Source organism: Streptomyces sp. NPDC004327, assembly GCF_042873935.1.
In the GTDB taxonomy this organism is placed as follows: Bacteria; Actinomycetota; Actinomycetes; order Streptomycetales; family Streptomycetaceae; genus Streptomyces.
In genome coordinates, this window is record NZ_JBIAME010000006.1 from 294,817 (window position 1) to 317,783 (window position 22,967).

At 73.8% G+C, this 22,967-nt stretch carries 23 protein-coding genes; 18 read left to right on the forward strand and 5 right to left on the reverse strand.

Going from position 1 to position 22,967, the window contains the following annotated elements:
- Positions 1–17 precede the first annotated feature (17 nt).
- Both cobJ and ACFYU9_RS22105 read left to right on the forward strand, forming a co-directional pair.
- The gene (gene cobJ, locus ACFYU9_RS22100; protein WP_389345910.1) at positions 18–1,457 is read left to right on the forward strand and encodes a precorrin-3B C(17)-methyltransferase; all 1,440 of its coding nucleotides are present in this window, start codon (positions 18–20) and stop codon (positions 1,455–1,457) included.
- A 202-nt stretch (positions 1,458–1,659) separates the two neighbouring features.
- Positions 1,660–3,360, forward strand: coding sequence for a fibronectin type III domain-containing protein (locus ACFYU9_RS22105; RefSeq protein ID WP_389345767.1), 1,701 nt, complete (start codon positions 1,660–1,662; stop codon positions 3,358–3,360).
- A gap of 151 nt (positions 3,361–3,511) precedes the next feature.
- On the opposite strand, the gene ACFYU9_RS22110 is transcribed toward ACFYU9_RS22105, so the two are convergent.
- Entirely contained in the window at positions 3,512–4,249 is a 738-nt protein-coding gene (locus ACFYU9_RS22110) for a cobalt-precorrin-6A reductase (RefSeq protein WP_389345768.1), read from the reverse strand.
- A gap of 12 nt (positions 4,250–4,261) precedes the next feature.
- Between ACFYU9_RS22110 and ACFYU9_RS22115 the strand changes: the two genes are divergently transcribed.
- The 3 genes from ACFYU9_RS22115 to ACFYU9_RS22125 all read left to right on the forward strand — a co-directional run bounded on the left by ACFYU9_RS22115 (position 4,262) and on the right by ACFYU9_RS22125 (position 6,189).
- Positions 4,262–5,401 carry a cobalt-precorrin-5B (C(1))-methyltransferase gene (locus ACFYU9_RS22115; protein WP_389345769.1) on the forward strand — a complete coding sequence of 380 codons (1,140 nt, stop codon included), beginning with the start codon at positions 4,262–4,264 and terminating at the stop codon, positions 5,399–5,401.
- Positions 5,402–5,441: 40 nt separating this feature from the next.
- The gene (locus ACFYU9_RS22120) at positions 5,442–6,002 is read left to right on the forward strand and encodes a GNAT family N-acetyltransferase (protein WP_389210983.1); all 561 of its coding nucleotides are present in this window, start codon (positions 5,442–5,444) and stop codon (positions 6,000–6,002) included.
- Between the two features lie 112 nt (positions 6,003–6,114).
- Positions 6,115–6,189 carry a 50S ribosomal protein bL37 gene (locus ACFYU9_RS22125; protein ID WP_099895366.1) on the forward strand — a complete coding sequence of 25 codons (75 nt, stop codon included), beginning with the start codon at positions 6,115–6,117 and terminating at the stop codon, positions 6,187–6,189.
- Between the two features lie 18 nt (positions 6,190–6,207).
- On the opposite strand, the gene cobM is transcribed toward ACFYU9_RS22125, so the two are convergent.
- Genes cobM through ACFYU9_RS22140 form a run of 3 tightly spaced genes read right to left on the reverse strand, consistent with a single transcriptional unit; the run spans position 6,208 to position 8,374 of the window.
- Positions 6,208–6,957 (reverse strand): precorrin-4 C(11)-methyltransferase, encoded by a 750-nt coding sequence (cobM, locus tag ACFYU9_RS22130; RefSeq protein WP_389210981.1) that lies wholly within the window; start codon positions 6,955–6,957, stop codon positions 6,208–6,210.
- Positions 6,954–8,186, reverse strand: coding sequence for a precorrin-6y C5,15-methyltransferase (decarboxylating) subunit CbiE (gene cbiE / locus ACFYU9_RS22135; RefSeq protein ID WP_389345770.1), 1,233 nt, complete (start codon positions 8,184–8,186; stop codon positions 6,954–6,956). The genes cobM and cbiE overlap by 4 nt, the downstream gene beginning before the upstream one ends.
- 53 nt (positions 8,187–8,239) lie before the next feature.
- Positions 8,240–8,374, reverse strand: a complete 135-nt coding sequence (locus ACFYU9_RS22140) for a DUF6126 family protein (protein ID WP_389210977.1) — start codon at positions 8,372–8,374, stop codon at positions 8,240–8,242.
- A 117-nt stretch (positions 8,375–8,491) separates the two neighbouring features.
- Between ACFYU9_RS22140 and ACFYU9_RS22145 the strand changes: the two genes are divergently transcribed.
- From ACFYU9_RS22145 to ACFYU9_RS22155, 3 genes are read left to right on the forward strand one after another with little or no spacing between them, the layout of a single operon-like run.
- Positions 8,492–9,568, forward strand: a complete 1,077-nt coding sequence (locus tag ACFYU9_RS22145) for an LLM class flavin-dependent oxidoreductase (protein ID WP_389210975.1) — start codon at positions 8,492–8,494, stop codon at positions 9,566–9,568.
- A 2-nt stretch (positions 9,569–9,570) separates the two neighbouring features.
- Positions 9,571–10,203 carry an FMN reductase gene (locus ACFYU9_RS22150; protein ID WP_389210973.1) on the forward strand — a complete coding sequence of 211 codons (633 nt, stop codon included), beginning with the start codon at positions 9,571–9,573 and terminating at the stop codon, positions 10,201–10,203.
- A gap of 46 nt (positions 10,204–10,249) precedes the next feature.
- Positions 10,250–10,621, forward strand: a complete 372-nt coding sequence (locus tag ACFYU9_RS22155; RefSeq protein ID WP_389210971.1) for a VOC family protein — start codon at positions 10,250–10,252, stop codon at positions 10,619–10,621.
- Between the two features lie 156 nt (positions 10,622–10,777).
- Here the strand turns inward: ACFYU9_RS22155 and ACFYU9_RS22160 are convergent, their stop codons facing one another.
- A complete protein-coding gene (locus ACFYU9_RS22160) occupies positions 10,778–11,188 on the reverse strand; it encodes a hypothetical protein (RefSeq protein WP_389210969.1) in 411 nt (136 codons plus the stop codon).
- Between the two features lie 167 nt (positions 11,189–11,355).
- On the opposite strand from ACFYU9_RS22160, the gene ACFYU9_RS22165 reads away from it, so the two are divergent.
- From ACFYU9_RS22165 to ACFYU9_RS22210, 10 genes are all read left to right on the forward strand, one after another.
- Positions 11,356–11,784, forward strand: a complete 429-nt coding sequence (locus tag ACFYU9_RS22165) for a hypothetical protein (RefSeq protein ID WP_389210967.1) — start codon at positions 11,356–11,358, stop codon at positions 11,782–11,784.
- Positions 11,781–12,218 (forward strand): hypothetical protein, encoded by a 438-nt coding sequence (locus ACFYU9_RS22170; protein ID WP_389210965.1) that lies wholly within the window; start codon positions 11,781–11,783, stop codon positions 12,216–12,218. The genes ACFYU9_RS22165 and ACFYU9_RS22170 overlap by 4 nt, the downstream gene beginning before the upstream one ends.
- 73 nt (positions 12,219–12,291) lie before the next feature.
- On the forward strand, positions 12,292–12,528 hold the full coding sequence (locus ACFYU9_RS22175; protein WP_389210963.1) for a DUF2630 family protein: 237 nt from the start codon (positions 12,292–12,294) through the stop codon (positions 12,526–12,528).
- A 259-nt stretch (positions 12,529–12,787) separates the two neighbouring features.
- On the forward strand, positions 12,788–14,668 hold the full coding sequence (locus ACFYU9_RS22180) for an FUSC family protein (RefSeq protein ID WP_389345771.1): 1,881 nt from the start codon (positions 12,788–12,790) through the stop codon (positions 14,666–14,668).
- A gap of 426 nt (positions 14,669–15,094) precedes the next feature.
- On the forward strand, positions 15,095–16,507 hold the full coding sequence (locus tag ACFYU9_RS22185) for an APC family permease (RefSeq protein ID WP_389345911.1): 1,413 nt from the start codon (positions 15,095–15,097) through the stop codon (positions 16,505–16,507).
- Positions 16,508–16,600: 93 nt separating this feature from the next.
- Entirely contained in the window at positions 16,601–17,635 is a 1,035-nt protein-coding gene (locus ACFYU9_RS22190; protein WP_389210958.1) for a hypothetical protein, read from the forward strand.
- A 128-nt stretch (positions 17,636–17,763) separates the two neighbouring features.
- Entirely contained in the window at positions 17,764–19,950 is a 2,187-nt protein-coding gene (locus ACFYU9_RS22195; RefSeq protein WP_389345772.1) for a VWA domain-containing protein, read from the forward strand.
- A 215-nt stretch (positions 19,951–20,165) separates the two neighbouring features.
- Positions 20,166–21,773: a methionine--tRNA ligase gene (metG, locus tag ACFYU9_RS22200; protein WP_389345773.1), complete on the forward strand. Its 1,608-nt coding sequence runs from the start codon at positions 20,166–20,168 to the stop codon at positions 21,771–21,773.
- Positions 21,774–21,925: 152 nt separating this feature from the next.
- Entirely contained in the window at positions 21,926–22,324 is a 399-nt protein-coding gene (locus ACFYU9_RS22205) for an SseB family protein (RefSeq protein ID WP_389345774.1), read from the forward strand.
- Positions 22,321–22,965, forward strand: a complete 645-nt coding sequence (locus tag ACFYU9_RS22210; protein WP_389345775.1) for a hypothetical protein — start codon at positions 22,321–22,323, stop codon at positions 22,963–22,965. Before ACFYU9_RS22205 ends, ACFYU9_RS22210 begins: the two co-directional genes overlap by 4 nt.
- Positions 22,966–22,967 lie beyond the last annotated feature (2 nt).

Consider the following 22,967-nt stretch of genomic DNA (forward strand, 5'->3'; position numbering starts at 1 on the left):
CCGGCGACCCGGACCTGATGACGGTGGCGGCCGTGAAGGCCATCGCCGAGGCGGACGTCGTCGCCTACCACTCGGCCCGCCACGGCCGTTCCATCGCCCGCTCCATCGCCGCCGAGCACCTCCGCGAGGACCACGTCGAGGAGCGGCTGATGTACCCGCTCACCGTGGAGACCACGGACCACCCCGGCGGCTACCGGGGCGCGCTCGACGACTTCTACGAGGAGGCCGCGGCCCGGCTCGCCGCGCACCTCGACGCCGGCCGCACCGTCGCCGTCCTCGCCGAGGGCGACCCGCTGTTCTACGGCTCGTACCAGCACATGCACAAGCGGCTCGCGGACCGCTACGACACGACCGTCATCCCCGGCGTGACCTCCGTGAGCGCGGCAGCGGCGCGGCTCGGCGAGCCGCTGTGCGAGGCCGAGGAGGTCCTCACGATCATCCCCGGCACGCTGCCGGAGGACGAGCTGACGGCCCGGCTCTCGGGCACCGACTCGGCCGTCGTGATGAAGCTCGGCCGCACCTTCCCGACCGTGCGCCGCGCCCTGGAGCGGGCGGGGCGGATCGAGGACGCGCGGTACGTGGAGCGGGCGTTCATGGCGGGCGAGCGCACGGAGCGCCTCACGGACGTGGACCCGGAGTCGGTCCCGTACTTCTCGGTCGCCGTGCTGCCCTCCCGTATCGACGCCGTGGCCCCCGAGTCCCGCGAGACGGTCGGCGAGGTCGTCGTCGTCGGCACCGGCCCGGCCGGCGCGCCCTGGCTGACGCCCGAGTCGCGCGGGGCCCTCGTCAACGCCGACGACCTGGTCGGCTACACCACCTACCTCGACCGCGTCCCGGTCCTGCGGGCCTCGCAGCGCCGCCACGGCTCGGACAACAAGGTCGAGTCGGAGCGCGCCGAGTTCGCCCTCGAACTGGCCCGGCGCGGACGGCGCGTCGCCGTCGTGTCCGGCGGCGACCCGGGCGTCTTCGCGATGGCGACGGCGGTCCTGGAGATCGCGGCCGAGGAACGCTACGCCGACGTGCCCGTCCGGGTCCTCCCGGGCGTCACCGCCGCCAACGCCGCGGCCGCCGCGGCCGGCGCCCCGCTCGGCCACGACTACGCCACCATCTCCCTGTCCGACCGCCTCAAGCCCTGGGACGTCATCGCCGCCCGGCTGCGCGCCGCCGCCGAGGCCGACCTCGTCCTCGCCCTCTACAACCCGGGCTCCAAGTCCCGCACCCACCAGGTCGCCGCGGCCCGCGACCTCCTCCTGGAACTGCGCGCACCCGAGACCCCGGTGGTCGTCGCGCGTGACGTCGGCGGCCCGGAGCAGTCCGTACGCGTGCTGACCCTGAAGACCCTGGAGCCGTCCGAGGTCGACATGCGCACGCTGCTGCTCATCGGCTCCTCCCAGACGCGGGTGACGGAGCGGGCGGACGGCCGGACGATCGCGTGGACGCCGCGGCGTTACGGCTGAGCGGGCGCCGGTCCTGACGGGCCGTCCGCCGCCGCCCCGGGTGAAGGGGCGGGGCGGGCGGCCCGAAAGGCATGTCGTGCGCACGATCGGTGCCGGTAGAGTCCCCAGCGGCGGACCACCGGCCCCACCCGCACCGCCCTTCCCCCACGCCCTCCTGTCCGTCCGTCCCGTACGCGGTCCCCGGAAAGGGCCCCACACGCCTGTGATCACGCGCACCCGGACGAGGGTGTCGGCCGCCCTGGCCGGCCTCGTCACCCTCGCCGCCTCCGGCGGTCTCCTCACCGCCACCGCCACGCCCGCCGCCGCGGCCGTGACCTGCAACTCCCCGGTGTGGACGGCGCAGTACTACGCCAACACCACCTTCAGCGGCACCCCGAAGCTGACCGCCTGCGACTCCGCCATCGCCGAGAACTACGGCTACGGCGACCCGGCCGGCGTGACGCTCCCCAAGGACAACTTCTCCGTCCGCTGGTCCCTGACCCGCGACTTCGGCTCCGGCGGCCCCTTCACCTTCGCCGCCGAGACCCAGGACGGCATCCGCGTCTACCTCGACGGCGTCCGCAGGATCGACCTGTGGCGCAACGTCTCCACCACCCAGAAGAAGTCCGTCGACCTCACCGTCCCGGCCGGCCGCCACAGCATCCGCGTCGACTTCGTGACGTGGACGGGCGCGGCGAACGTGAAGTTCGCCTACGCGCCCCGGACTTCGGCCGCCGTCGACACGGTGAAGCCGCTGGCGCCGACCGGCGTGTCCGCCGCCTACGACCGGGCGGCGAACCGGGCGACCGTGGCCTGGGCCGCCAACAAGGAGATGGACCTCGCCGGTTACCGCGTCTACCGGCGCACGGGTGCCGTCTGGACCAGGGTCAGCGGCACCGCCCTGCTCACCGCCCGCACCTTCGCCGACACCCCGCCGCCCACCGGCGAGGCGTACGGGTACGAGGTCCGCGCCGTCGACAAGGCGGGCCGCGAGTCCGCCGGCAGCGCCGACGGCACCGTCACCACCGTCGACCGGACCGCTCCCGCAGTCCCCGCCGGGCTGAAGGCCACCGACGGCCCGGCCGGCATCGCGCTCTCCTGGCAGCCGTCGCCCGGTGCGGCGAAGTACGCCGTGTACCGGCAGCGCACGGGCACGACCGAGGCGGCGGCCCAGGTCGCCACGGTCACCGGCGCCTCCTGGACGGACGCGGCCGCCGCCGAGAAGACCGGCTACACGTACACGGTCTCCGCCGTCGACGCCGCCGGCAACGCCTCCGCGCGCGCCACCGTCTCCGCCGCCCGCGGCGACTACGCGCCGGGCACCCCGACCGGTCTGACGGCGGCCTTCACGGCCGGGCGGGGCATCTCCCTCGCGTGGACCGCCCCGGCCGACGCGGACCTGGCCACGTACGACGTGTACCGGGACGGCTCGCTGTACCGCGAGGGCGTCCAGGGCACCGCGTACACCGACGTCACCGTCGAGCACGGCACCACGTACACGTACACGGTGAAGGCCGTCGACAAGGCCGGCCACCGCTCAGCGCCCTCCGGCGCGGCCTCGGCCACCACGGACGGCGACAAGATCGCCCCGGCTCCCGTCGCCGGGCTGAAGGCGACCGCCCGCGAGGACGGCGTCCTCCTGGAGTGGCAGGCGAACACCGAGCCCGACCTGGCGCGCTACGACCTCTACCGGGGCGAGTGGATCCCGGACGACACCGAGCCCGGCGGCGGCGTGTGGCTGTTCCGCCAGGTGGAGTGGATCGACAAGGCCGCGACCTCGCACCTGTACCCGGCCGTGCCGGACGGCGAGCGGAGCATGTACGCGCTCGCGGCGGTGGACCAGTGGGGCAACACCCTCGCGACGGACATCAACGACGTGTCCTGGGTGGAGGTCACCGAGCTGGGCGCCCCGACGGCCGGCTGAGACAGGGCGGACGGGACCGGGCGGACGGGACCGGGCGGAAGTGACCGGCCGGACGGGATCGGCCGGACGTGACGGAGCGGGTGCGACCGCCCGAACGTGACCAGCCGGACGTGACGGGCCGGATGCGACCGGCCGCACGTGACCGGCCCTGTCACCCGCGCCCCGCGCGCACCCAGGCGGCCGCCCCCCCCGGGGAGGCGGCCGTCGGCACACCCGCCGGGACCGGCGGGCGGCGGACCAGGACGACCGGGATGCCGGCCTCGCGGGCGGCCCGGAGCTTGGGGGCGGTGGCGGCGGCGCCGCTGTCCTTCGTGACGACGACGTCGACGCGGTGGCGGGCCAGGAGCTCGCGCTCGCCTTCGAGGGTGAAGGGGCCGCGGTCCAGGAGGACTTCGGTGCGGGCGGGCATCGGGGCCTCGGGCGCGTCGACCGAGCGGACCAGGAACCACTGGGGGCAGCCGGCGAAGGCGGCGAGGCCCATGCGGCCGGTGGTCAGGAAGACGCGGTCGCCGAGGCCGTCGAGGGCGCGCGCGGCCTCGTCCAGGGACGCCACCTCGTGCCAGTCGTCGCCCTCCACCGGGACCCAGCCGGGACGGCGCAGCGCGAGCAGGGGAACATGGGCGGTGGCGGCCGCCGCGGCCGCGTTGAAACTGATCCGCTCGGCGAAGGGATGGGTGGCGTCGATGACCGCGTCCACGGCGTGCTCCCGTATCCACGCCGCCAGCCCCGCCGGCCCGCCGAACCCGCCGATCCGCACCTCGCCGGCCGGCAGCCGCGGCGCGGCGACCCGCCCGGCGAGCGAGCTGGTCACCCTGACCCGGCCGGCGTCGTGGAGCAGCCCGGCCAGGACGCGGGCCTCGGTCGTCCCGCCGAGGATGAGTACGTGCATGGGAGTCCATTCATGAATTCCGGGAGTCCCGGGGGTTCCGGCGGGCGTGCGGCCCAACTCAAGCACACGGGTCTGCGCCCGGGCTGGACGACCGGCGCCTGCGCGACGGCGGCGACGACCGCCGCGTACACGGCGCTGCTCACCGGCGACTTCCCGGACCCGGTGACGATCACGCTGCCGAAGGGCCAGACGCCGTCCTTCGCGCTGGCCGTGGAGTCACGGGACGCGGACTCGGCGACCGCGGGCGTGGTGAAGGACGCGGGCGACGACCCGGACGTCACGCACGGCGCGCTGATCCGCTCGACCGTGCGGCTCCTGCCGCCCGGCTCCGGTGTCGTCTTCCGCGCGGGCCCCGGGGTGGGCACGGTCACCCTGCCCGGGCTGCCCCTGGAGGTCGGCGAACCGGCGATCAACCCGGTGCCGCGCCAGATGATGCGCGACCACGTCGCCGAGGTGGCGGCCGCGCACGGCGGCGCCGGCGACGTCGAGATCACCGTCTCCGTCGACAACGGCGCCGAGATCGCCCGCTCCACCTGGAACCCCCGCATCGGCATCCTCGGCGGCCTGTCCGTCCTCGGCACGACCGGCGTCGTCGTCCCCTACTCCTGCTCCGCCTGGATCGACTCGATCCGCCGCGGCGTGGACGTGGCGCGGGCCGGCGGCCTGACGCACGTCGCGGGCTGCACCGGCTCCACCTCGGAGCGGACCGTCACCGAGCTGTACGAGCTGCCGGAGATCGCCCTGCTCGACATGGGCGACTTCGCGGGCGCCGTCCTCAAGTACATCCGCCGTCACCCCGTCGACCGGCTCACCCTCTGCGGCGGCTTCGCCAAGCTCTCCAAGCTCGCCGCCGGCCATCTCGACCTCCACTCCGCCCGCTCCCAGGTCGACAAGCCCTTCCTCGCCGGCCTGGCCCGCGCGGGCGGCGCCTCCGACGCCCTCGCAGCCGAGATCGCCACGGCCAACACCGGCCTCGCCGCCCTCCGCCTCTGCGAGGCCGCCTCCGTCCCCCTCGGCGACCTCGTCGCCGCCCGCGCCCGCGACGAGGCCCTCGCGGTGCTGCGCGGCGCGCCGGTCGCGGTGGACGTGGTGTGCATCGACCGGGCGGGCGTGGTCGTGGGCCGGTCGGACGTGGCGGGGCCTGGCGCGTAAAGCACGCGACAAGGCGGACCCGGGTCCCCAGAATGCGGGGATGACCGACTTCGCGTACAAGCCCACCCTGCGCGGCGAGCTCGTCACCCTCCGCCCCGTCACCGAGGACGACGTCCCGGCCCTCCTGCCGATGCTGAACGACCCCGAGATCGGCCGGCTCACCGGCTCGCACGCCGACTTCCCCGAGGCCGCGCTGCGGCAGTGGTACGCGACCCGGGGCGCCCAGACCAACCGGCTCGACCTCGCCGTGGTGGAGCGGGCGACGGGGCGGGTCGTCGGCGAGGCCGTCCTGAACGAGTGGGACGCGCCGAACGAGAGCTGCGGCTTCCGCATCTGCCTGGCCCCTGACACCCTCGGCCGCGGCCTGGGCACGGAGGCCACCCGGCTGATCGTCGGCCACGCCTTCGAGGGCCTCGGCCTGTACCGGGTGTGGCTGGAGGTGTACGCGTTCAACCCCCGCGCCCGACGCGCCTACGAGAAGGCGGGCTTCCGCGCGGAGGGCGTGCTGCGCGGGGCACTGCTGTGGGAGGGCGAACGGGTGGACGCGACGGTGATGTCGGTGATCGCGCCGGAGTGGAGCGCCACTCCGGCCACGTCGTAGACGGTCACCCCGGGTTCAGAGCAGACGGCACTGACATTCGGCGTGCGGGCCCCCGTTGCCGAACCTAGGCTGGCCACGGCAGTCCCCTACCGAGATACCGAGAGGGAGTCCCATGGCGAAGCGCGGCAACAAGAAGCGGGCCCGCAAGAAGAAGAAGGCCAACCACGGCAAGCGGCCCAACGCGTAGGCGAGGTGCCCGGGGCCGTCAGCAGGTGTGGCGGTCCCGGGCCGGGTCGTACAGGTGGCTGTCGCGGAACTCGGCGGCGGCCAGCGTGCGGCCCACGAGGATGACGGCGGTCTTGGTGATGCCGGCCGCCTTCACCTGCTCCGCGATGTCCTCCAGGGTGCCGCGGAGCACCAGCTCGTCCGGGCGGCTGGCCATCGCGACGACCGCCGCCGGGCAGTCCGTGCCGTAGTGCGGCACCAGCTCGGAGACGATCCGGTCGACGTAGCGCGCGCCCAGGTGCAGGACGAGCAGCGCGCCGCTGCGGCCGAGGGTCGCCAGGTCCTCGCCGTCGGGCATCGGGGTGGCCTGCTGGGCGATGCGGGTGAGGATGACGGTCTGGCCGACGGTCGGCACGGTCAGTTCCCGCTTCAGCGCGGCCGCCGCGGCCGCGAAGGCCGGGACGCCGGGCACGACCTCGTAGGGGATGCCGGCCGCGTCGAGCCGCCGCATCTGCTCGGCCATCGCGCTGAAGACGGACGGGTCGCCGGAGTGCAGCCGGGCCACGTCCTGGCCGGCCTCGTGGGCGGCGGCGATCTCGGCGACGATCTGGTCGAGGTCCATCTTCGCCGTGTCGACGAGCTTCGCGTCGGGCGGGCACTCGGCGAGCAGCTCGCGCGGCACGAGCGAGCCCGCGTAGAGGCACACCCCGCACCGGGCGAGGGTCCGCGCGCCGCGCACGGTGATCAGGTCGGCCGCGCCGGGGCCCGCGCCGATGAAGTAGACGGTCATGCGTTCGTAGAACCCTTCGTTACGGACCACTGGGTGACGGGCATCGCCTGGCGCCAGCCGGTGAAGCCGCCCACCGGCACGGCGGCCGCGACCGCGAGCCGGACCAGCTCGCCGCCGTGGCGCCGGTAGCGGTCGGCGAGCAGCGCCTCGGACTCGAGCGTCACGGTGTTGGCGACGAGCCGGCCGCCGGCCGGGAGCGCGTCCCAGCAGGCGTCGAGCAGGCCGGGGGCGGTGAGCCCGCCGCCGATGAAGACCGCGTCCGGGGTGTCCAGGCCGGCCAGCGCGGCGGGCGCGGGGCCCGTCACGACCTTCAGGCCGGGTACGCCGAGGGCGGCCGCGTTGCGGGAGATCCGGGCCGCCCGGTCCGCCGACCTCTCCACGGCGATCGCCCGGCAGGCGCGGTGCGCGCGCATCCACTCGATGCCGATGGAGCCGGAGCCGCCGCCGACGTCCCAGAGCAGTTCGCCCGGGGCGGGCGCGAGCGCGGCGAGCGTGGCGGCGCGCACGTACCGCTTGGTGAGCTGGCCGTCGTGCTCGTACGCCTCGTCGGGCAGGCCGGGCGTCGTGCCGAGCCGCAGCGCGCCGCTGTCGCGCACGCAGTCGAGGGCGATGACGTGGAGCGGGTCGACGTCCCCGTCCTCGTACGGGCGGGCGTCGGCCGTGCCGTCGAGGATCCGCTCGGCCGGGCCGCCGAGCTGCTCCAGGACCCGGATGCGGGTGGCGCCCCAGCCGCGCTCGCGCAGCAGCGCGGCGACCCGCGCCGGGGTGTCGGCGTCCTCGCCGAGCAGCAGCAGCCGGCGGCCGTCGTGCAGGGCGGCGGTGAGCGTGTCGAGGGGACGGGCGACCAGCGAGACGGTCTCGGTGGCGTCCAGGGGCCAGCCGAGGCGGGCGCAGGCGTACGAGACGGAGGAGGGGTGCGGCTGGACGCGCAGCCGGCCGGGGCCGGCGAGCGCGGTGAGGGTGCGCCCGATGCCGTAGAACATGGGGTCGCCGCTGGCGAGGACGGCCACCCGGCGGCCCTCGTGGGCGGCGAGCAGGCCGGGCACGGCGGGGAGCAGCGGGCGCGGCCAGGCGACGCGGGTGCCGGGGCAGTCGGCGGCGGGCAGCAGGTCGAGCTGGCGGGGGCCGCCGATCAGCACCTCGGCGGCGCCCAGGGTGCGGCGGGATGCCTCGGGGAGCCCGTCCCAGCCGTCCGCGCCGATTCCGACGACCGATATCGCAGCGTTCACGTCGGCGACTCTACGTGAGGCCCGCAAGCCCCTGCGGAGCGGCTGCCGCGCGGCTACTTCGGGGCGTGCTCGCCCACGTAGAAGAGCAGCCAGATGAACCCGGCGAGGGCGTGCGTCACGAAGACGTACACGAAGACGCGGAGCATCACGCCCCGCTCCTTCCAGCGCTCCATGTCGAAATCGGCCATGCCCATCAGGGTACGGGCCGGCGGGAGGGGGCCGGGGAATACGGCGCGGGGGTGCACCGTTGGACGCGATGGTTTAAGATTCAACCAGTAGTGATCGAAAGGCGAGAGGTGAGCACGATGCAGTTCGGGATCTTCACCGTCGGCGACGTGACGACCGACCCCACCACCGGCCGTACCCCCACCGAGCACGAGCGGATCAAGAACACCGTCGCCATCGCGCTCAAGGCCGAGGAGGTCGGCCTGGACGTCTTCGCGACCGGCGAGCACCACAACCCGCCGTTCGTGCCGTCCTCCCCGACCACGCTCCTCGGGCACATCGCCGCGCGCACCGAGAACCTGATCCTGTCCACGTCCACGACGCTGATCACCACCAACGACCCGGTGAAGATCGCCGAGGACTACGCGACCCTCCAGCACCTCGCCGACGGCCGCGTCGACCTGATGATGGGCCGCGGCAACACCGGCCCGGTCTACCCGTGGTTCGGCCAGGACATCCGCCAGGGCATCCCGCTCGCCATCGAGAACTACGCGCTCCTCCACAGGCTGTGGAGGGAGGACGTGGTCGACTGGGAGGGCAAGTTCCGCTCCGCGCTCCAGGGCTTCACGGCCACCCCGCGCCCGCTCGACGGCGTGCCGCCGTTCGTCTGGCACGGCTCCATCCGCTCCCCGGAGATCGCCGAGCAGGCCGCCTACTACGGTGACGGTTTCTTCGCCAACCACATCTTCTGGCCCAAGCAGCACACCGAGAAGATGGTCCGCCTCTACCGCCAGCGGTACGCCCACTACGGCCACGGCACGCCCGAGCAGGCGATCGTCGGCCTCGGCGGGCAGGTCTTCGTACGGAAGAACTCGCAGGACGCGGTGCGGGAGTTCCGCCCGTACTTCGACAACGCGCCGGTGTACGGCCACGGGCCGTCCCTGGAGGAGTTCAGCCGCGAGACGCCGCTGACCGTCGGCTCGCCGCAGGAGATCATCGAACGCACCCTGTCCTTCCGCGACTACGTCGGCGACTACCAGCGCCAGCTCTTCCTCGTCGACCACGCGGGCCTGCCGCTGAAGACCGTCCTGGAGCAGCTCGACATCCTCGGTGAGGAGGTCGTCCCGGTGCTCCGCAAGGAGTTCGACAACCTCCGCCCGGCGGACGTCCCGGCCACCGCCCCGCTCCACCCCGCCGTCACCACCAAGGAGGTCTGACCGTGCGCACCCTGAAGCTGATCGCGGTCTCGGCCGGCCTCAGCAGCCCCTCCTCCACCCGGCTGCTCGCCGACCGGCTCCTCCAGGCCGCCCGCTACCGGCTGGCCGAGCAGGAGTACGCCGTCGACGTCGAGGTCGTCGAACTGCGCGACCTCGCCGTCGACATCGCGAAGAACTTCGTCACCGGCTTCCCGTCCGAGAAGCTCCAGGAGACGATCGACAAGGTCACCGGCGCGGACGGCGTCATCGCCGTGACCCCGGTCTTCACGGCCTCCTACAGCGGTCTGTTCAAGTCCTTCTTCGACCTGATCGACCCGGCCGCGCTCACCGGCGTCCCCGTCCTCCTCGGCGCCACCGGCGGCACCGCCCGCCACTCCCTCGTCCTCGACCACGCCCTGCGCCCCCTCTTCGCCTACCTCCGCGCCTCCGTCTCCCCCACCGCCGTCTACGCGGCCTCGGAGGACTGGGGCTCCACCGGCGACGAGTACACCGAGGGCCTGCCGGCCCGCATCACCCGCGCCGGCACCGAGTTCGCCACCCTGGTCGCGGCCCGCCCGGCCCGCGAGGAGGCCGAGGAGGAGGTCGTCCCGTTCGAACAGCAACTGGCGGGACTGGCGGACCTGCGGCTGGACTGACGGATTCCGACGGGCGGCCGCGCGCCGCCCGTCGGATGATGCCCGCATGGACATCAGACTGGAGCTGGTCGGGGTCCCGGTCAGTGACGTGGACCGGGCCAAGGCGTTCTACGAGCGGGTCGGGTTCCGGGCCGATCACGACGTGACGGTGAGCGAGGCGATCCGCTTCGTGCAGATGACGCCGCCCGGCTCGGCGTGCTCGATCGCCTTCGGGCGGGGGATCACGGAGATGGAGCCGGGTTCGCTCGACAACATGCAGGTCGTCGTCGCGGACATCGAGGAGGCGCACGCGGAGCTGACGGCGCGGGGGGTCGAGGTGAGCGCGATCGCCGATCTGCCGTGGGGGTCGTTCGTGTACTTCGCGGACCCGGACGGCAACCGGTGGGCGGTGCAGCAGACCACGCCGCGCGCCGGCTGAGGGACGACGGCCCGAACGCCTGCGCCGCGCGGCGGGCGGAGGCGTTCGGGCCGTCGGAGAGGAGACGTTCGGGCCGTCGGAGCGAGGTGGCGGGTCCGGCCCGCCGTCGCCGAGCCCCTCAGTCGGGCGGTCCCGCCGTCGCGCCTGCCCGGCTTCTCAGTAGGGCGCCGGCCGGCCCTTCGCGTCCTCGTGCGTGTAGAAGAGGTAGTACGAGCCCATGGTGACGCCGCCGCCCACGATCAGGCCGAGGATGGACGACGACAGGACGCTGTGGTCGGAGAGGCTGAAGAGGAAGCCGATCGCGCCGCCCACCAGGACTCCCCAGGCCGCCGCGCGCAGTTCGCGCGGCAGCGTCCGGCCGTAGCGGCGCAGGGCCCAGACGCCGACGGCGACGGCGACGCCGCTGATCAGGCCGAGCCAGAACTGGCCCCAGCTCAGCGGCCCACCGCGCCGGGCGATGACGGGGGCGTACAGGCCGTAGGAGATGCCGAGGAGGACGGGCAGACCCCAGCCGTGCGTGCTCAGCTGCTGCCTCCGGGCGGGTCGTACCGCTGCGTGTGCGGCCATGGCGGAGACTCCTTTCCCGCGCCTTGCGCCTAGCGCGCCTTTCCTGCACCCTCCAGGGCACACCCGGCCCGCACGCCCCGCAAGTGGATCAGCCGGCGGTCCCGGCCCCTCACCCGTACGGCCCAGCAGAAGGTTCGCCGCCCAACGATCGCTCCGACGATGGGCCCATGAGCCAGAACACCGCCTCGCCGCACGCCTCCTGGGCCTCCGGTGGCGCCCTCTTCGCCGGTGTGCTGATGCTGGTCACCGGCATCATGGACGTCTTCCAGGGCATCGCCGGCCTCGCCTCGAACGACGTCTACGCCCGCCTCGGCGACTACGTCTTCAAGTTCAGCCTGACGTCCTGGGGCGTGATCCACCTCTGCCTCGGCGTCGTCGTCGCGATCGCCGGCATCGGGATCCTCAAGGAGGCCGGATGGGCCCGGGTCGCGGGCACCGCGCTCGCCGCGCTGAACATCCTGGCCCAGTTCCTCTTCCTGCCGTACCAGCCGTGGTGGGCGCTGTTCTCGATGGCCGTGTCCGTCTTCGTCATCTGGGCGCTGGCCGCGGACGAGTCCTACGGGAGGAACGGGAAGAAGGAGGGCCGCACCGCATGAGGCGTACGACCACGGCGGCCGCCCTGCTCGCCGCCCTCGCTCTCGGGCTCCCCGCCCTCACCGGCTGCGACCAGGCCAAGCAGGCGGCCGGCGGCATCGTCTCCTCCGCGACCGCCGCGGTCGCCTCGGCCGCCCAGCAGAAGATGAACGAGGTCAAGAACGGCATCGACGCCAAGGGCGACGTCACCGCGGGCCCCACCTCCACCGACAACGACCGGACCGTCGCCACGATCACCGCGACCAACCCCACCGGCAAGGCCGCCGACTACACGATCTGGGTCAACTTCCGCGACAAGAACGGCAATCTGCTCGACGCCGTCGTCCTGAACATCGACGGCGTCGGCGCCGGCGCCGCCAAGTCCGGTACCGCACGGAGCAATCGCACGCTGTCCGGCGCCACCAAGGCCGAGGTCGCCCAGGCCCTCCGGCACTGACCCTCGTCCGCACGGCGTCCCCGACGGGTGTCCCGAACTGCGCACCGGGCTCCCATCGGCCACGCTGGAGGGCATGGACAACGACGAGATCCTCCAGAACATCGGCGCCCTCGTCGAGGAGGAGCGCGCGCTGCGGCAGCGCACCGGCGGCCTCCTCGACGAGGAGCGGTCCCGCCTCGCCGAACTGGAGGTCCAGCTCGACCAGTGCTGGGACCTGCTGCGCCAGCGCCGCGCCAAGGCCGAGTTCGGCGAGGACCCGGACACGGCGGCGGTCCGCCCGCCGAAGGAGGTGGAGGGCTACCGCAGCTGACCCCCTGGCCGGCCGGGCGCCCCCGCCCCCGTCGTAGGTTGGCCGCATGGGCAGAACCGCACGGAACGCACGGAACGCACGGAACGCACGGGACGCGCGGGACGCACGGGACGCACGGACCGGACGGAACGCAAGGGACGCGCGCCACGCGTCCCCCGCACGGACCGACCGCCCCGCGCCGGACGCACGGACCTCCGGCGCCGCCCGCCTCGCACCACCCGCCTGGCTCACCGCCGGCCTGCGCCCGCAGCCCACGCCCGTGCCGTGGGCCGCCGTCGCCCGCGCGTCCGTCGCGCTCGCCGCGCCCCTCGCCGTCGGGATGGCCACCGGCCACACCGCGTTCGGCGCGCTCGTGTCGATGGGCGCCCTGTCCGGCGTCATCGGCGACACGGCCGACGCGTACCGCATGCGGGTGTTCAACATCGCCGTCCCGCAGCTGTTCGGCGCGCTCGGCGTCACCCTCGGCACCCTCGTGCACGGCCAGGGCTGGCTCGCGGTCGCCGCGCTCACCCTCGTCGCGCTCGTCTCCGGGATGATCTCGTCGATCGGCGCGGTCGCCTCCGTGTCCGGCCTGCTCCTGCTGCTCAACGCCGTCGTCGGCGCCGGCCTGCCGCTGCCCGATCCCTGGTGGAAGGCGCCGCTGCTGCTCGGCCTCGGCGGCGTCGTCGTCCTCGCCCTCACCCTCCTCGGCTGGCCGTTCCGCGGCAAACAGCCGGAGCGGGCGGCGGTGGCCCGCACCTACCGCGCCATCGCCGACCTGCTCGAAGCGGCCGGCAGCGACGCGTACGAGGAGCAGCGGCAGGTGGTGACCGACTCGCTGAACCAGTCGTACGACCTCGTGCTCGCCCGCCGCACCCGCCAGCACGGCCGCGCGCCCACCCTCGTCCGGCTGCTCTCCCAGCTCAACGCCGTCATCCCGATCCTGGAGGCCGCGCCCGCCGCCCACTTCGCGGCCCGCCGCTTCCACCGCCCGCTGGCCCCCGAGATCCCGGCGGCGGTACGGGACATGGCCGACGCCGTCGAGCTGGACCGCCGCGGCACCCCGGCCCTGGACCTGCCCGAGGCCCGCCGCCCCTCCGACAAGGCCGTCGACGCCGCCGTACGGCACGCGGCGACGGTCGTACATCAGGCCGAGCCCCGGCCGTACAACGTGGACGACCGGCTCGGCCGCCCCGCCGCCCTGCGGGTCCGGATGCGGCGCACCACGCGCGGAGTGCTGCTGTCCGGTGCGTCCTGGCGCTACGGGCTGCGGCTCGCGCTGTGCATCGGGCTCGCGCAGGCGCTCGTCTCGCTGATCGCCGTACCCCGCTCGTACTGGGTCGCGCTCACCGTCACCTTCGTCATGAAGCCCGACTTCGGCTCCGTCTTCTCGCGCGCGGTGCTGCGCGCCCTCGGCACCGCCGGCGGACTGCTGATCGCCGCGCCGGTGCTGGCCGCGGTGCCGCGCGGCTGGTGGGACGTGCCGGTGATGATGGTGCTCGCGGCGCTGATCCCGGCGTTCTCCGCGAAGGGGTACGCCTTCCAGACCGCGGCCATCACCCCGGTCATCCTGCTCCTCTCCGACCTGCTCAACCGCCAGGGCTTCCACCTGGTCCTGCCCCGCCTCTACGACTCGCTCATCGGCTGCGGCATCGCGCTCGTCGCCGGCTACCTGCTGTGGCCGGAGTCCTGGCACACCCGGGTCGCCGACCGGCTCGCGGACGCGGTCGCGGACACGGCCGGGTACGTCCACCTGGCCTTCGTGACCGACAGCGGGACGGCCGCCCGGCACCGGGCCCGGCGCAAGCTGTACCGGGACATGTCGACCGTGCGCTCGGAGTTCCAGCGCGCGCTGACCGAGCCGCCGCCCGCCGGCGACCTGGCCGCCGCCTGGTGGCCGCTCGCCATCGCCGTCGAACGGATCGTGGACGCGACGACCGCCGCCCGCATCCGCGTCGACCACGGCGCGCCCGCGCCCGAACCGGACGAGGTCGCCGCCGTGGAACGTCAGTTGCGGGAACTCGCCGACGGACTGCGCTCCAGCGACGTCCTGGAGGAGGTGCGGGCGGACCTCGGCGGCGACGAGGACGGGGTGCTCGAACCACTGCGCCAGGAGGTGCGGGCGGCCCGGGCGATCGCCACGCCGGGCGCGCGGAAGTGAGGGCGGGGCGGGTGCGGGAGAGGGGACGGGAACGGGAGAGGGTGCGTGAGAGCGGGCTCGTAGGCGCGGGCGCGTGGGCGAGCCCGTGCCGGCGTAAATAAACGCGACCAAAGGGGCGTACGGAAGCCCTTACCGGCGGTTGCGGAACCGAACCCTCCCACCGCCGTTACCGAAACTCACAGGTACGACTACGATGCGCTCGAATTCACCGTGATCCACGCTCCGTTCCGGCCACAAGCCGCCCCCCAAGCGACCCCGTGGCACGGTCACTTCGCCCTGCGTCCGCTCTCCCCGCCCCTCCCCCCACGCGCCCCGAGGACGAACCGTATGCGCACACCTTCAGGCAAAGTCCCTGGCAGAGGCCCCGGCAAGGGCCCCGGCAGAGGGCTCCAGCCGAACGCCCTCGGCACGTTCGACACCATCACGATGGCCGTGGCCGGAAGTGCCCCCGCGTACTCACTCGCCGCGACGACCGCGGTGCTCTTCGGAGCGGTCGGTCTCGCCGGGCCCGCCGCGCTGCTCTACTGCGCGATACCGATGCTCGGGATCGTCCTCGCGTACGCGCGCCTCGGCCGGATCGACGTCAACGCGGGCGCCGCGTACTCCTGGGTGGGCCGCACCCTCCACCCGTTCCTCGGCTTCCTGTCCGGCTGGGCGCTGGTCTTCGCCGCGACCGTCTTCATGGTCGCCGGCTCGCTGCCCGCCGGCACCCTCACGCTCTCCCTCCTCGCGCCGCGGCACGCCGACAACACCGCCCTGTCGACCGTCGTCGGCGCGGGCTGGTTCCTGATGATGCTGCTCGTCGTCCTCGGCGGCGCGCGGCTGACCGTGCGGGCGCAGCTGCTGCTGTCGGGCGTGGAGACGGCGATCCTGGTCGTCTTCGTCCTGGGCGCGCTGGCCCACCACGGACACGCCACCGCCTTCGACTGGTCGTGGTTCGGGCTCGGCCACTTCGGCGGCGCCTCCGGCTTCGCGTCGGGCGCGCTGATCGCCGCGTTCTACTACTGGGGCTGGGACGTCACCAGCAACCTCAGCGAGGAGACCCGGGACAGCCGCCGCACGGCCGGACTCGCCGCGCTCGTCGGCGTCGGCACCGTCTTCCTCCTCTTCGTCACGTTCACCGTCGCCGTCAACGTGCTGCTGACCTCCGAGCAGATCGAGCACGGCGGCGCGAACGTGCTCGCCGTCCTCGGCGAGGAGATCTGGCCCGGCGTCGGCGGCAAGATGCTGATCCTGGCCGTGCTCCTGTCGACCGTCGCCACCCTGGAGACCACCCTCATCCAGGTCACCCGCACGCTCTTCGCGATGGGCCGCGACCGCACCCTGCCCTCGGCCCTCGGCCTCGTGCACCGCCGCTGGAACACCCCGTGGGTCGCCGTGCTGACCGTCGGCGCCGCCGCGCTCGTCCTCTTCGCCGCCTCGGCCGCCGCCGACTCGGTGCAGGAGGTGCTCGGCGACGCGGTGAAGGCGATCGGCCTCCAGATCGCGTTCTACTACGCGCTCGCCGGCATCGCCGCCGTCGTCGCGTACAAGAAGCTGCTGCTCACCTCCGTGAAGGACTTCGTCCTCGGCGGCGTGTGGCCGCTGCTCGGCTCCGCGTTCATGCTGTGGGCGTTCGTCGAGTCGCTGAGCGAGCTCTCCGTGAGCGCGCTGATCATCGGACTCGGCGGGCTCGCCGCCGGAGTCGTACCGCTGCTCGTGTACGTGAGGAAGGGCAGCGCCTACTACCGCCCGGCCCCGCTCGACGCGGTCGCGGCACTGGCCGCCGCCGGGACGTTCAGCTCCCCGGACTCGCCGCGCGCCCGCCGCGCGGACGAGTCCCCGGCCACCGACTTCTGACTCCGCCACGGCCACGGGCGCCGCCTCCTGGCGGTCCCCGGCCGTCGGCTTCCGTCTTCCGTCTTCGGTCTTCGTTCGAGAGGGGGTACCGGGATGGCCGCTCTGCGCCGCCGCTCGGCCCGGCAGGGCCGGGGGTTCGTACCGGACTTCGACCCGGACTTCGGCGACCGGGCGCTCACCGAGGCCCGGCACGACATGGTCATCGGCCGCTGGCAGGGCGTCCGCGACCTGCTCGCCGCCACCGGCGACGACTGGGCCCGCCGCACCCACCGGCTGCGGCTGCTCTCGCACGCCGCCGCCGGCAGCGCCACCGTCGAGACCTGGCGCGCCGCCGAACCGGGCAACCCGGACGCGGCCGTGCTCCGGGCCGCCACCGAGGTCGTCCGCGTCTTCGACACCGCCATCGCCGCGGGCCGCGGCGCCACCGTCGACCGCGGCCGCGTCGACGCCGCCGTCGACGCCTGCCTCGCGGCCGCCGGGGCCGCGCCGCGCGACCCCATGCCCTGGGTGTCGCTGCTCTCCGTCGCCCGGCTGTACGAGGGCGGGGTGCCGCGCCGCGAACTGCGCCGCTGGTTCGACGAATTGCGCCACCGCGACCCGTACAACCTCGAAGGCCACACCCAGGTCCTGCGCTACTGGTCCGCCCGCTGGCACGGCACCCACGGCGCCATGTACGACTTCGCCCGCGACGCCGCCGGCGTCGCCCCGCCCGGCTCCCCGCTCCCCGTCCTCGTCCAGATCGCCCGCGTCGAGGAATACCGCTACATCGCCGACGGTGCCCTAGGCCGCGGCCCGGTCCGCGGCTTCGACCAGCACTGGAAGCACGAACTCGCGGTCACCGAGCTGCGCCGCACCCACGCCCGCTGGATCGGCGGCAGGGGAGACGGCGGCAAGGGAGACGGCGCCCCGGTCGCCCCCGTCGCCCCGGAAGAGGTCGCCGAACTCAACTACCTCGCGCACGCGGCCTGTTACGCGGGCCAGGTGGAGATCGCCCGGGAACTGCTCGGACTGCTCGGAACGCGGGCCGCGTGGGTGCCGTGGGGGTACACCGGGGATCCGGAGGAGCAGTTCGTGCGGTTCCGGGAGGGCCTCGGCGTGGGGCCGGGGGCGGCCCCGGGGGCGGGCTGATGAACACTGGGCGACAGGGGCCGCCCGGGTCGTAGGGGCCGGGAACGGCGGCCGCTAACCTTACGTGTCCGCCCTGGCCAGGGATGAAGGACGCATACCGCACCCAACTCATGCGAAGGGGTTCGCCCATGGGTATCCGGAGCTTGCTGCGCAAGGTTTTCGGCCGCGACCGCACGACGACCGCGACGACCCTGGAACCCCAGGCCCCGACCCCGGCCACGTCGGTCCCGGCCCAGGCCGCCGCCCCCGAGCCCGCACCGGAGCCCGCCACCGACTCCACCGAGACACCGGCTCCGGCCGCCCAGCCGACGGTCCCGGCCCAGTCGGCGGCCGAGCGCGCGGCGGCGGACCTGGTGGCGGCCTCGTTCGACAACCCGCTGATCCCGCAGGCACGCCAGGGAGAAGAGGCCGGGTCGGAGCCGGCGGTCGAGGCGGAGGCCGGGGACGAGGCTGTGGCGGAGGCCGCGGCTGAGGCCGTGGCGGAGGCCTCGGTGGTGGCTGAGGCGGAGCCGGTGGCTGAGGCGGAGCCCGTGGCCGAGGCGGAGCCCGTGGCCGAGGCTGAGCCGGTGGCCGAGGCTGAGGCTGAGGCCGCGGTTGAGGCAGAGGCTGAGGCGGAACCGGTAGCCGAGGCTGAGGGTGACGACGAGCCTGTGGCTGAGGCCGAGGCGCCGGTGGCCGAGGAGGCGGCCGAGGCAGTCGCGGAGCCGGTGGCTGAGGAAGAGGCCAAGGGTGAGGCGACGACCGAGGCTGAGCCGGCGGCTGAGGCTGAGGTGCTGGCGGCGGAGGCCGAGCCGGTAGCCGAGGCTGCGGCTGAACCGGTGGCTGACGCCGAGGTGCCCGTGGCCGAGGCGAACGCAGAGCCCGTGGCAGAGGGCGTGGCAGAGGCCGAGGCCGAGCCGGCCGCCGAGGCTCCGGAGCCTGTGGCCGACGTAGAGGCCGACACCGAGACTGAGCCGGCGGCTGAGGCCGCGGCGGACGCCGAGCCGGAGACCGAGCAGGCGGACGCCGGAGATGCGGCGCAGGCCGAGCCGACGGCCGAGGCCGCGGATGAGGCGGACGCCGAGGCGACGGAGCCGGCCGCCGAGGCTGAGGCGACGGTCGTCGATGCTGAAGCCGACGGGGAGCCGGAGCAGGCCCCTACGGAGCCGGCGGCAGAGGTTGCCGAGGCGGAGGCCGCGGAGTCCGCGACCGAGACCGCGCCCGAGGCCGAGCCGGAGACCGTCGTCGAGGCCGACGCCGAGCCGACCGTCGCCGCTGACGCGGCGGCGCCGGTGGTCGAGGCCGCCGATGAGACCACCTCGGTCGAGGACAGCGCCGAGACCGAGACCGCCCCGGCCGACACCACCACGGCCCCCGAGCCCGAGGCCGAGCCGGTCGTCGCGGCAACCGGCGACACCACCCCGGCCGACGCCCCGGCCGCCGAGGAGGCGCCCGCCGAGGAGCCGCAGGGCGCCGCCCCCGCCGCCGCGGACGACGCCCCCGCATCGGAGGAGGCCGCCGAGCCCCAGGCCGCAGCGCTCGTCGCGGCAGCCGAAGAACCGGCCACCACCCCCATACAGCCGGAGGCCGAGGCCCCCGCGCAGCCGGAGGCCGAGTCCGAGGGCGACACCGAGCCCGAGCCCGAGGCCGCCGCCCCCGCCGAGCTCGCCCCCGCCCTCTCCCTCGCCGGCCTCAAGGCCGCCGCCCCGCACCTCGTCGACGCCTACGAGGCCGCGGGCGAGGTCCTCGGGAAGCAGGGGCTGACCGGGGCGCGCGCCGCCGTCTACCTCGTCGTGGACCGGTCCGGGTCGATGCGGTCGTACTTCAAGGACGGCTCGGTGCAGCGCCTGGCCGAGCAGACCGTGGCGCTGGCGGCGCACCTCGACGAGGACGCCGCCGTCACGACCGTGTTCTTCTCGACGGAGATCGACGGCACCGCCGTCCTGCGCCCGGCGGACCTCACGCCGACCCGCGTCGAGGAGATCAACGCGACGCTGCCGCGGATGGGCCGTACCAATTACGACCGCGCGGTCGAGGAGGTGCTCGCGCTCCACGAGACGGGCGGGGACGCGTCCCGGCCGGCGCTCGTCGTGTTCCAGACGGACGGCGCGCCGGAGTCGAAGACGACGGCGACGCAGGCGCTGACGGAGGCCGCGGACCGGCCGTACGCGACGCACTGGCGGTTCACGGTGTGGGGCGAGGAGGAGACGAAGGCGTTCGACTACCTCCGTAAGCTCGCCACCCCTCGTACGGCTGTGCACTTCGCCGGCCCGACGCCGGTCGAGACGCCGCACGCCGAGTTCTACGGCGCCCTGCTCGCCGACTGGTCCCTGTGACCGCGTACGTGACCGCGTACCGACCACGTGCGTGACCGCGTGCGTGACGGCGTACCGACCGCGTGCGTGACCGCGTACCGCTCACTCACCGCTCACTCACCGATCACCCGCTGATCACTCACTGATCGACCCGGCCCCGGGCCGAGGGGGGCATCCCCTCGGCCCGGGGTTTATCCGTGTGAGAGGGACTCGCCCCGGCCGTTAAAATTCGCACCATGGCGGCCACTGGATCCGAGAAGCAGGGCTCGAAGGCGTTCTACGTCACGACCCCCATCTACTACGTCAACGACGCTCCTCACCTGGGCCACGCCTACACGACCGTCGCAGGCGACGTGCTCACCCGCTGGCACCGCCAGCGCGGTGAGAAGGTGTGGTACCTCACCGGCACGGACGAGCACGGTCAGAAGATCATGCGCACCGCGGAGGCGAACAACGTCACGCCCCAGGAGTGGTGCGACAAGCTCGTCGAGGAGGCGTGGAAGCCCCTCTGGGAGCACCTGAACATCGCGAACGACGACTTCATCCGCACCACGCAGAAGCGGCACACCGACCGCGTCCAGGAGTTCGTGCAGGACCTGTACGACAAGGGCGAGATCTACAAGGGCGGCTACGAGGGCCCGTACTGCGTGGGCTGCGAGGAGTACAAGCTCCCGGGCGATCTCATCGAGGCCGAGGACGGCACGAAGCTGTGCCCGATCCACAAGAAGCCGGTGGAGATCCTCAAGGAGGAGAACTACTTCTTCAAGCTGAGCGAGTACGGCCCGAAGCTGCTCGAGTTCTACGAGGCGAACCCGGGCTTCATCCAGCCCGAGTCGGCCCGCAACGAGGTCGTGAACTTCGTCAAGCAGGGCCTGCAGGACCTCTCCATCTCGCGCTCGACGTTCGACTGGGGCATCCCGATCCCGTGGGACGACAAGCACGTCATCTACGTGTGGGTCGACGCGCTCCTGAACTACGCGACGGCGGTCGGCTACAACGAGAACCCGGCGAAGTTCGAGGAGACGTTCCCGGCCAACACGCACCTGGTCGGCAAGGACATCCTGCGCTTCCACGCGGTGATCTGGCCGGCGATGCTGATGGCGCAGGGCCTGCCGGTCCCGGGCCGGGTGGCGGCCAACGGCTGGCTGATGGTCGGCGGCGAGAAGATGTCGAAGTCGAACCTGACCGGCATCAAGCCGCAGGACCTGACCTCGCACTTCGGCGTGGACGCGTACCGCTGGTACTTCCTGCGGGCGATCGCGTTCGGCAGCGACGGTTCGTTCTCGTGGGAGGACTTCTCCGCCCGCTACACCTCCGAGCTCGCCAACGACTACGGCAACCTCGCCTCGCGCGTGGCGGCGATGGTCGGCAAGTACTTCGGCGGCGAGCTGCCGGCCTCGACGGCCGACGGCGACGCGGAGAAGGCGATCCAGGAGGGCCTGGCGAAGGCCGTGGCCACCGCCGACGCCAAGATCGGCGAGGAGCTGGACTACCAGGGCGGCATCCTGGCGATCTTCGACTTCGTGAAGCAGGTCAACGGCTACATCACGGAGCAGGAGCCCTGGAAGGTCGCGAAGGACGAGTCGGAGGAGGGCCGGGCCCGCCTGGCGACCATCCTCTACACGGCCGCCGAGTCCCTCCGCGCGGTCGCGGTCCTGCTGAACCCGATCATGCCCGAGACCTCCCAGAAGCTCTGGGACTCCCTCGGCGCCGAGCCCGCCCTGGGCACGCTCGCCGCCCAGCCGGTCCAGGACGCCGCCACCTGGGGTCTCCTCCCGGCCGGCGCCACGGTGACGAAGGGCGCGGTCCTCTTCCCGCGCCTGGAGGACCCGAAGAAGGACTGACGCCGCGCCCTCGCGCGCACGCACACGAAGGCCGCCGCCCCACCCGGGCCGGCGGCCTTCGCCGTCTCCACCACCCCGGTCCGTCCCGAACCTGACAGAGACGCGCATCTCCGTTGCACCCGGAAACTCCGCCCTGCGAGCATCGCGACTCCATGGGCGAGCAGGGGGAGACGCGCATGCAGATGGCCGAACCGATGACCGACCCGCGCCGCGCGTTCGCGGTGCTTCTCGGCGAATTCCGGCGTACGGCGGTGCTCGTGCCCGTCGATCCGTACGGGAGCCCGTGGACCGCCGAGCAAGGCGGGGTGCGCTGGATCTGCGCGTTCTCCGACGAGGCGGCGCTGGCCCGCTTCGCGTACGCACAGCGGGACGCCGCACGGGAGTGGGAGTACCGGACGCTCCTCGGGGCCCGGCTGCTCGACGTCCTGGCGCCGGCACTGACGGAGACGGCGGGGGCGCCGGCCGGGGTGGCGCTGGACGCGGGAAGCGCCGACGGGGTGCTGTTCCCGCCGGTCGAGGGTGTCGTACCGGAGTCGGCGGTTGTGCGTTGAGCGGGGCGGACCCGGACCTGGAGGCGGGCGACGGCGCACTGCGGCGGATCGCCGAGGGCATCGACAAGGCGCACCAGGAGCTGAAGGATCTGTCGGTCGGGCAGCAGGCGGTCTCGGGCCGGGGTTTCTCGAAGCTGTCGCTGACCGGCGTGCAGCTGGGGCACCAGGGCCTGGCCGAGGAGTTCGGGACGTTCTGCGACCGGTGGGGCTGGGGCGTGCGGGATCTCATGCAGAAGGCGGGCGTGTTCACGACGGCGCTCGGGCTGACGGCCGGGGCGATCGGCGAGCAGGAGGAGTACGTCAAGGGCACGTTCAAGATCGTCACGAACGGGGTCAACGGGAACCCGCACCTCTCCGAGGACGAGGTCGGGCAGAAGAGCTGGGCCGAGATCCGCGACCAGTCGCCGTATGACGGCGCCGACTGGAGCGAGGGGTCGTTCCGCGACGCCCAGAGCCGTGTCGAGCAGGCGTGGCGGGACACCACGTACGACGTCGGGGACGGCGTGTTCGACACCGTGCGCAACGCCGGACTCCTCGACCCGGCGGCGCGCGAGGCGATCGACGCGCGGATGCGCGAGCAGCTGGAGCCAACGGAGGAGACGGTCCGCCGGGCGCAGGAGCCGAACTGGGGAGATCGCTGAGC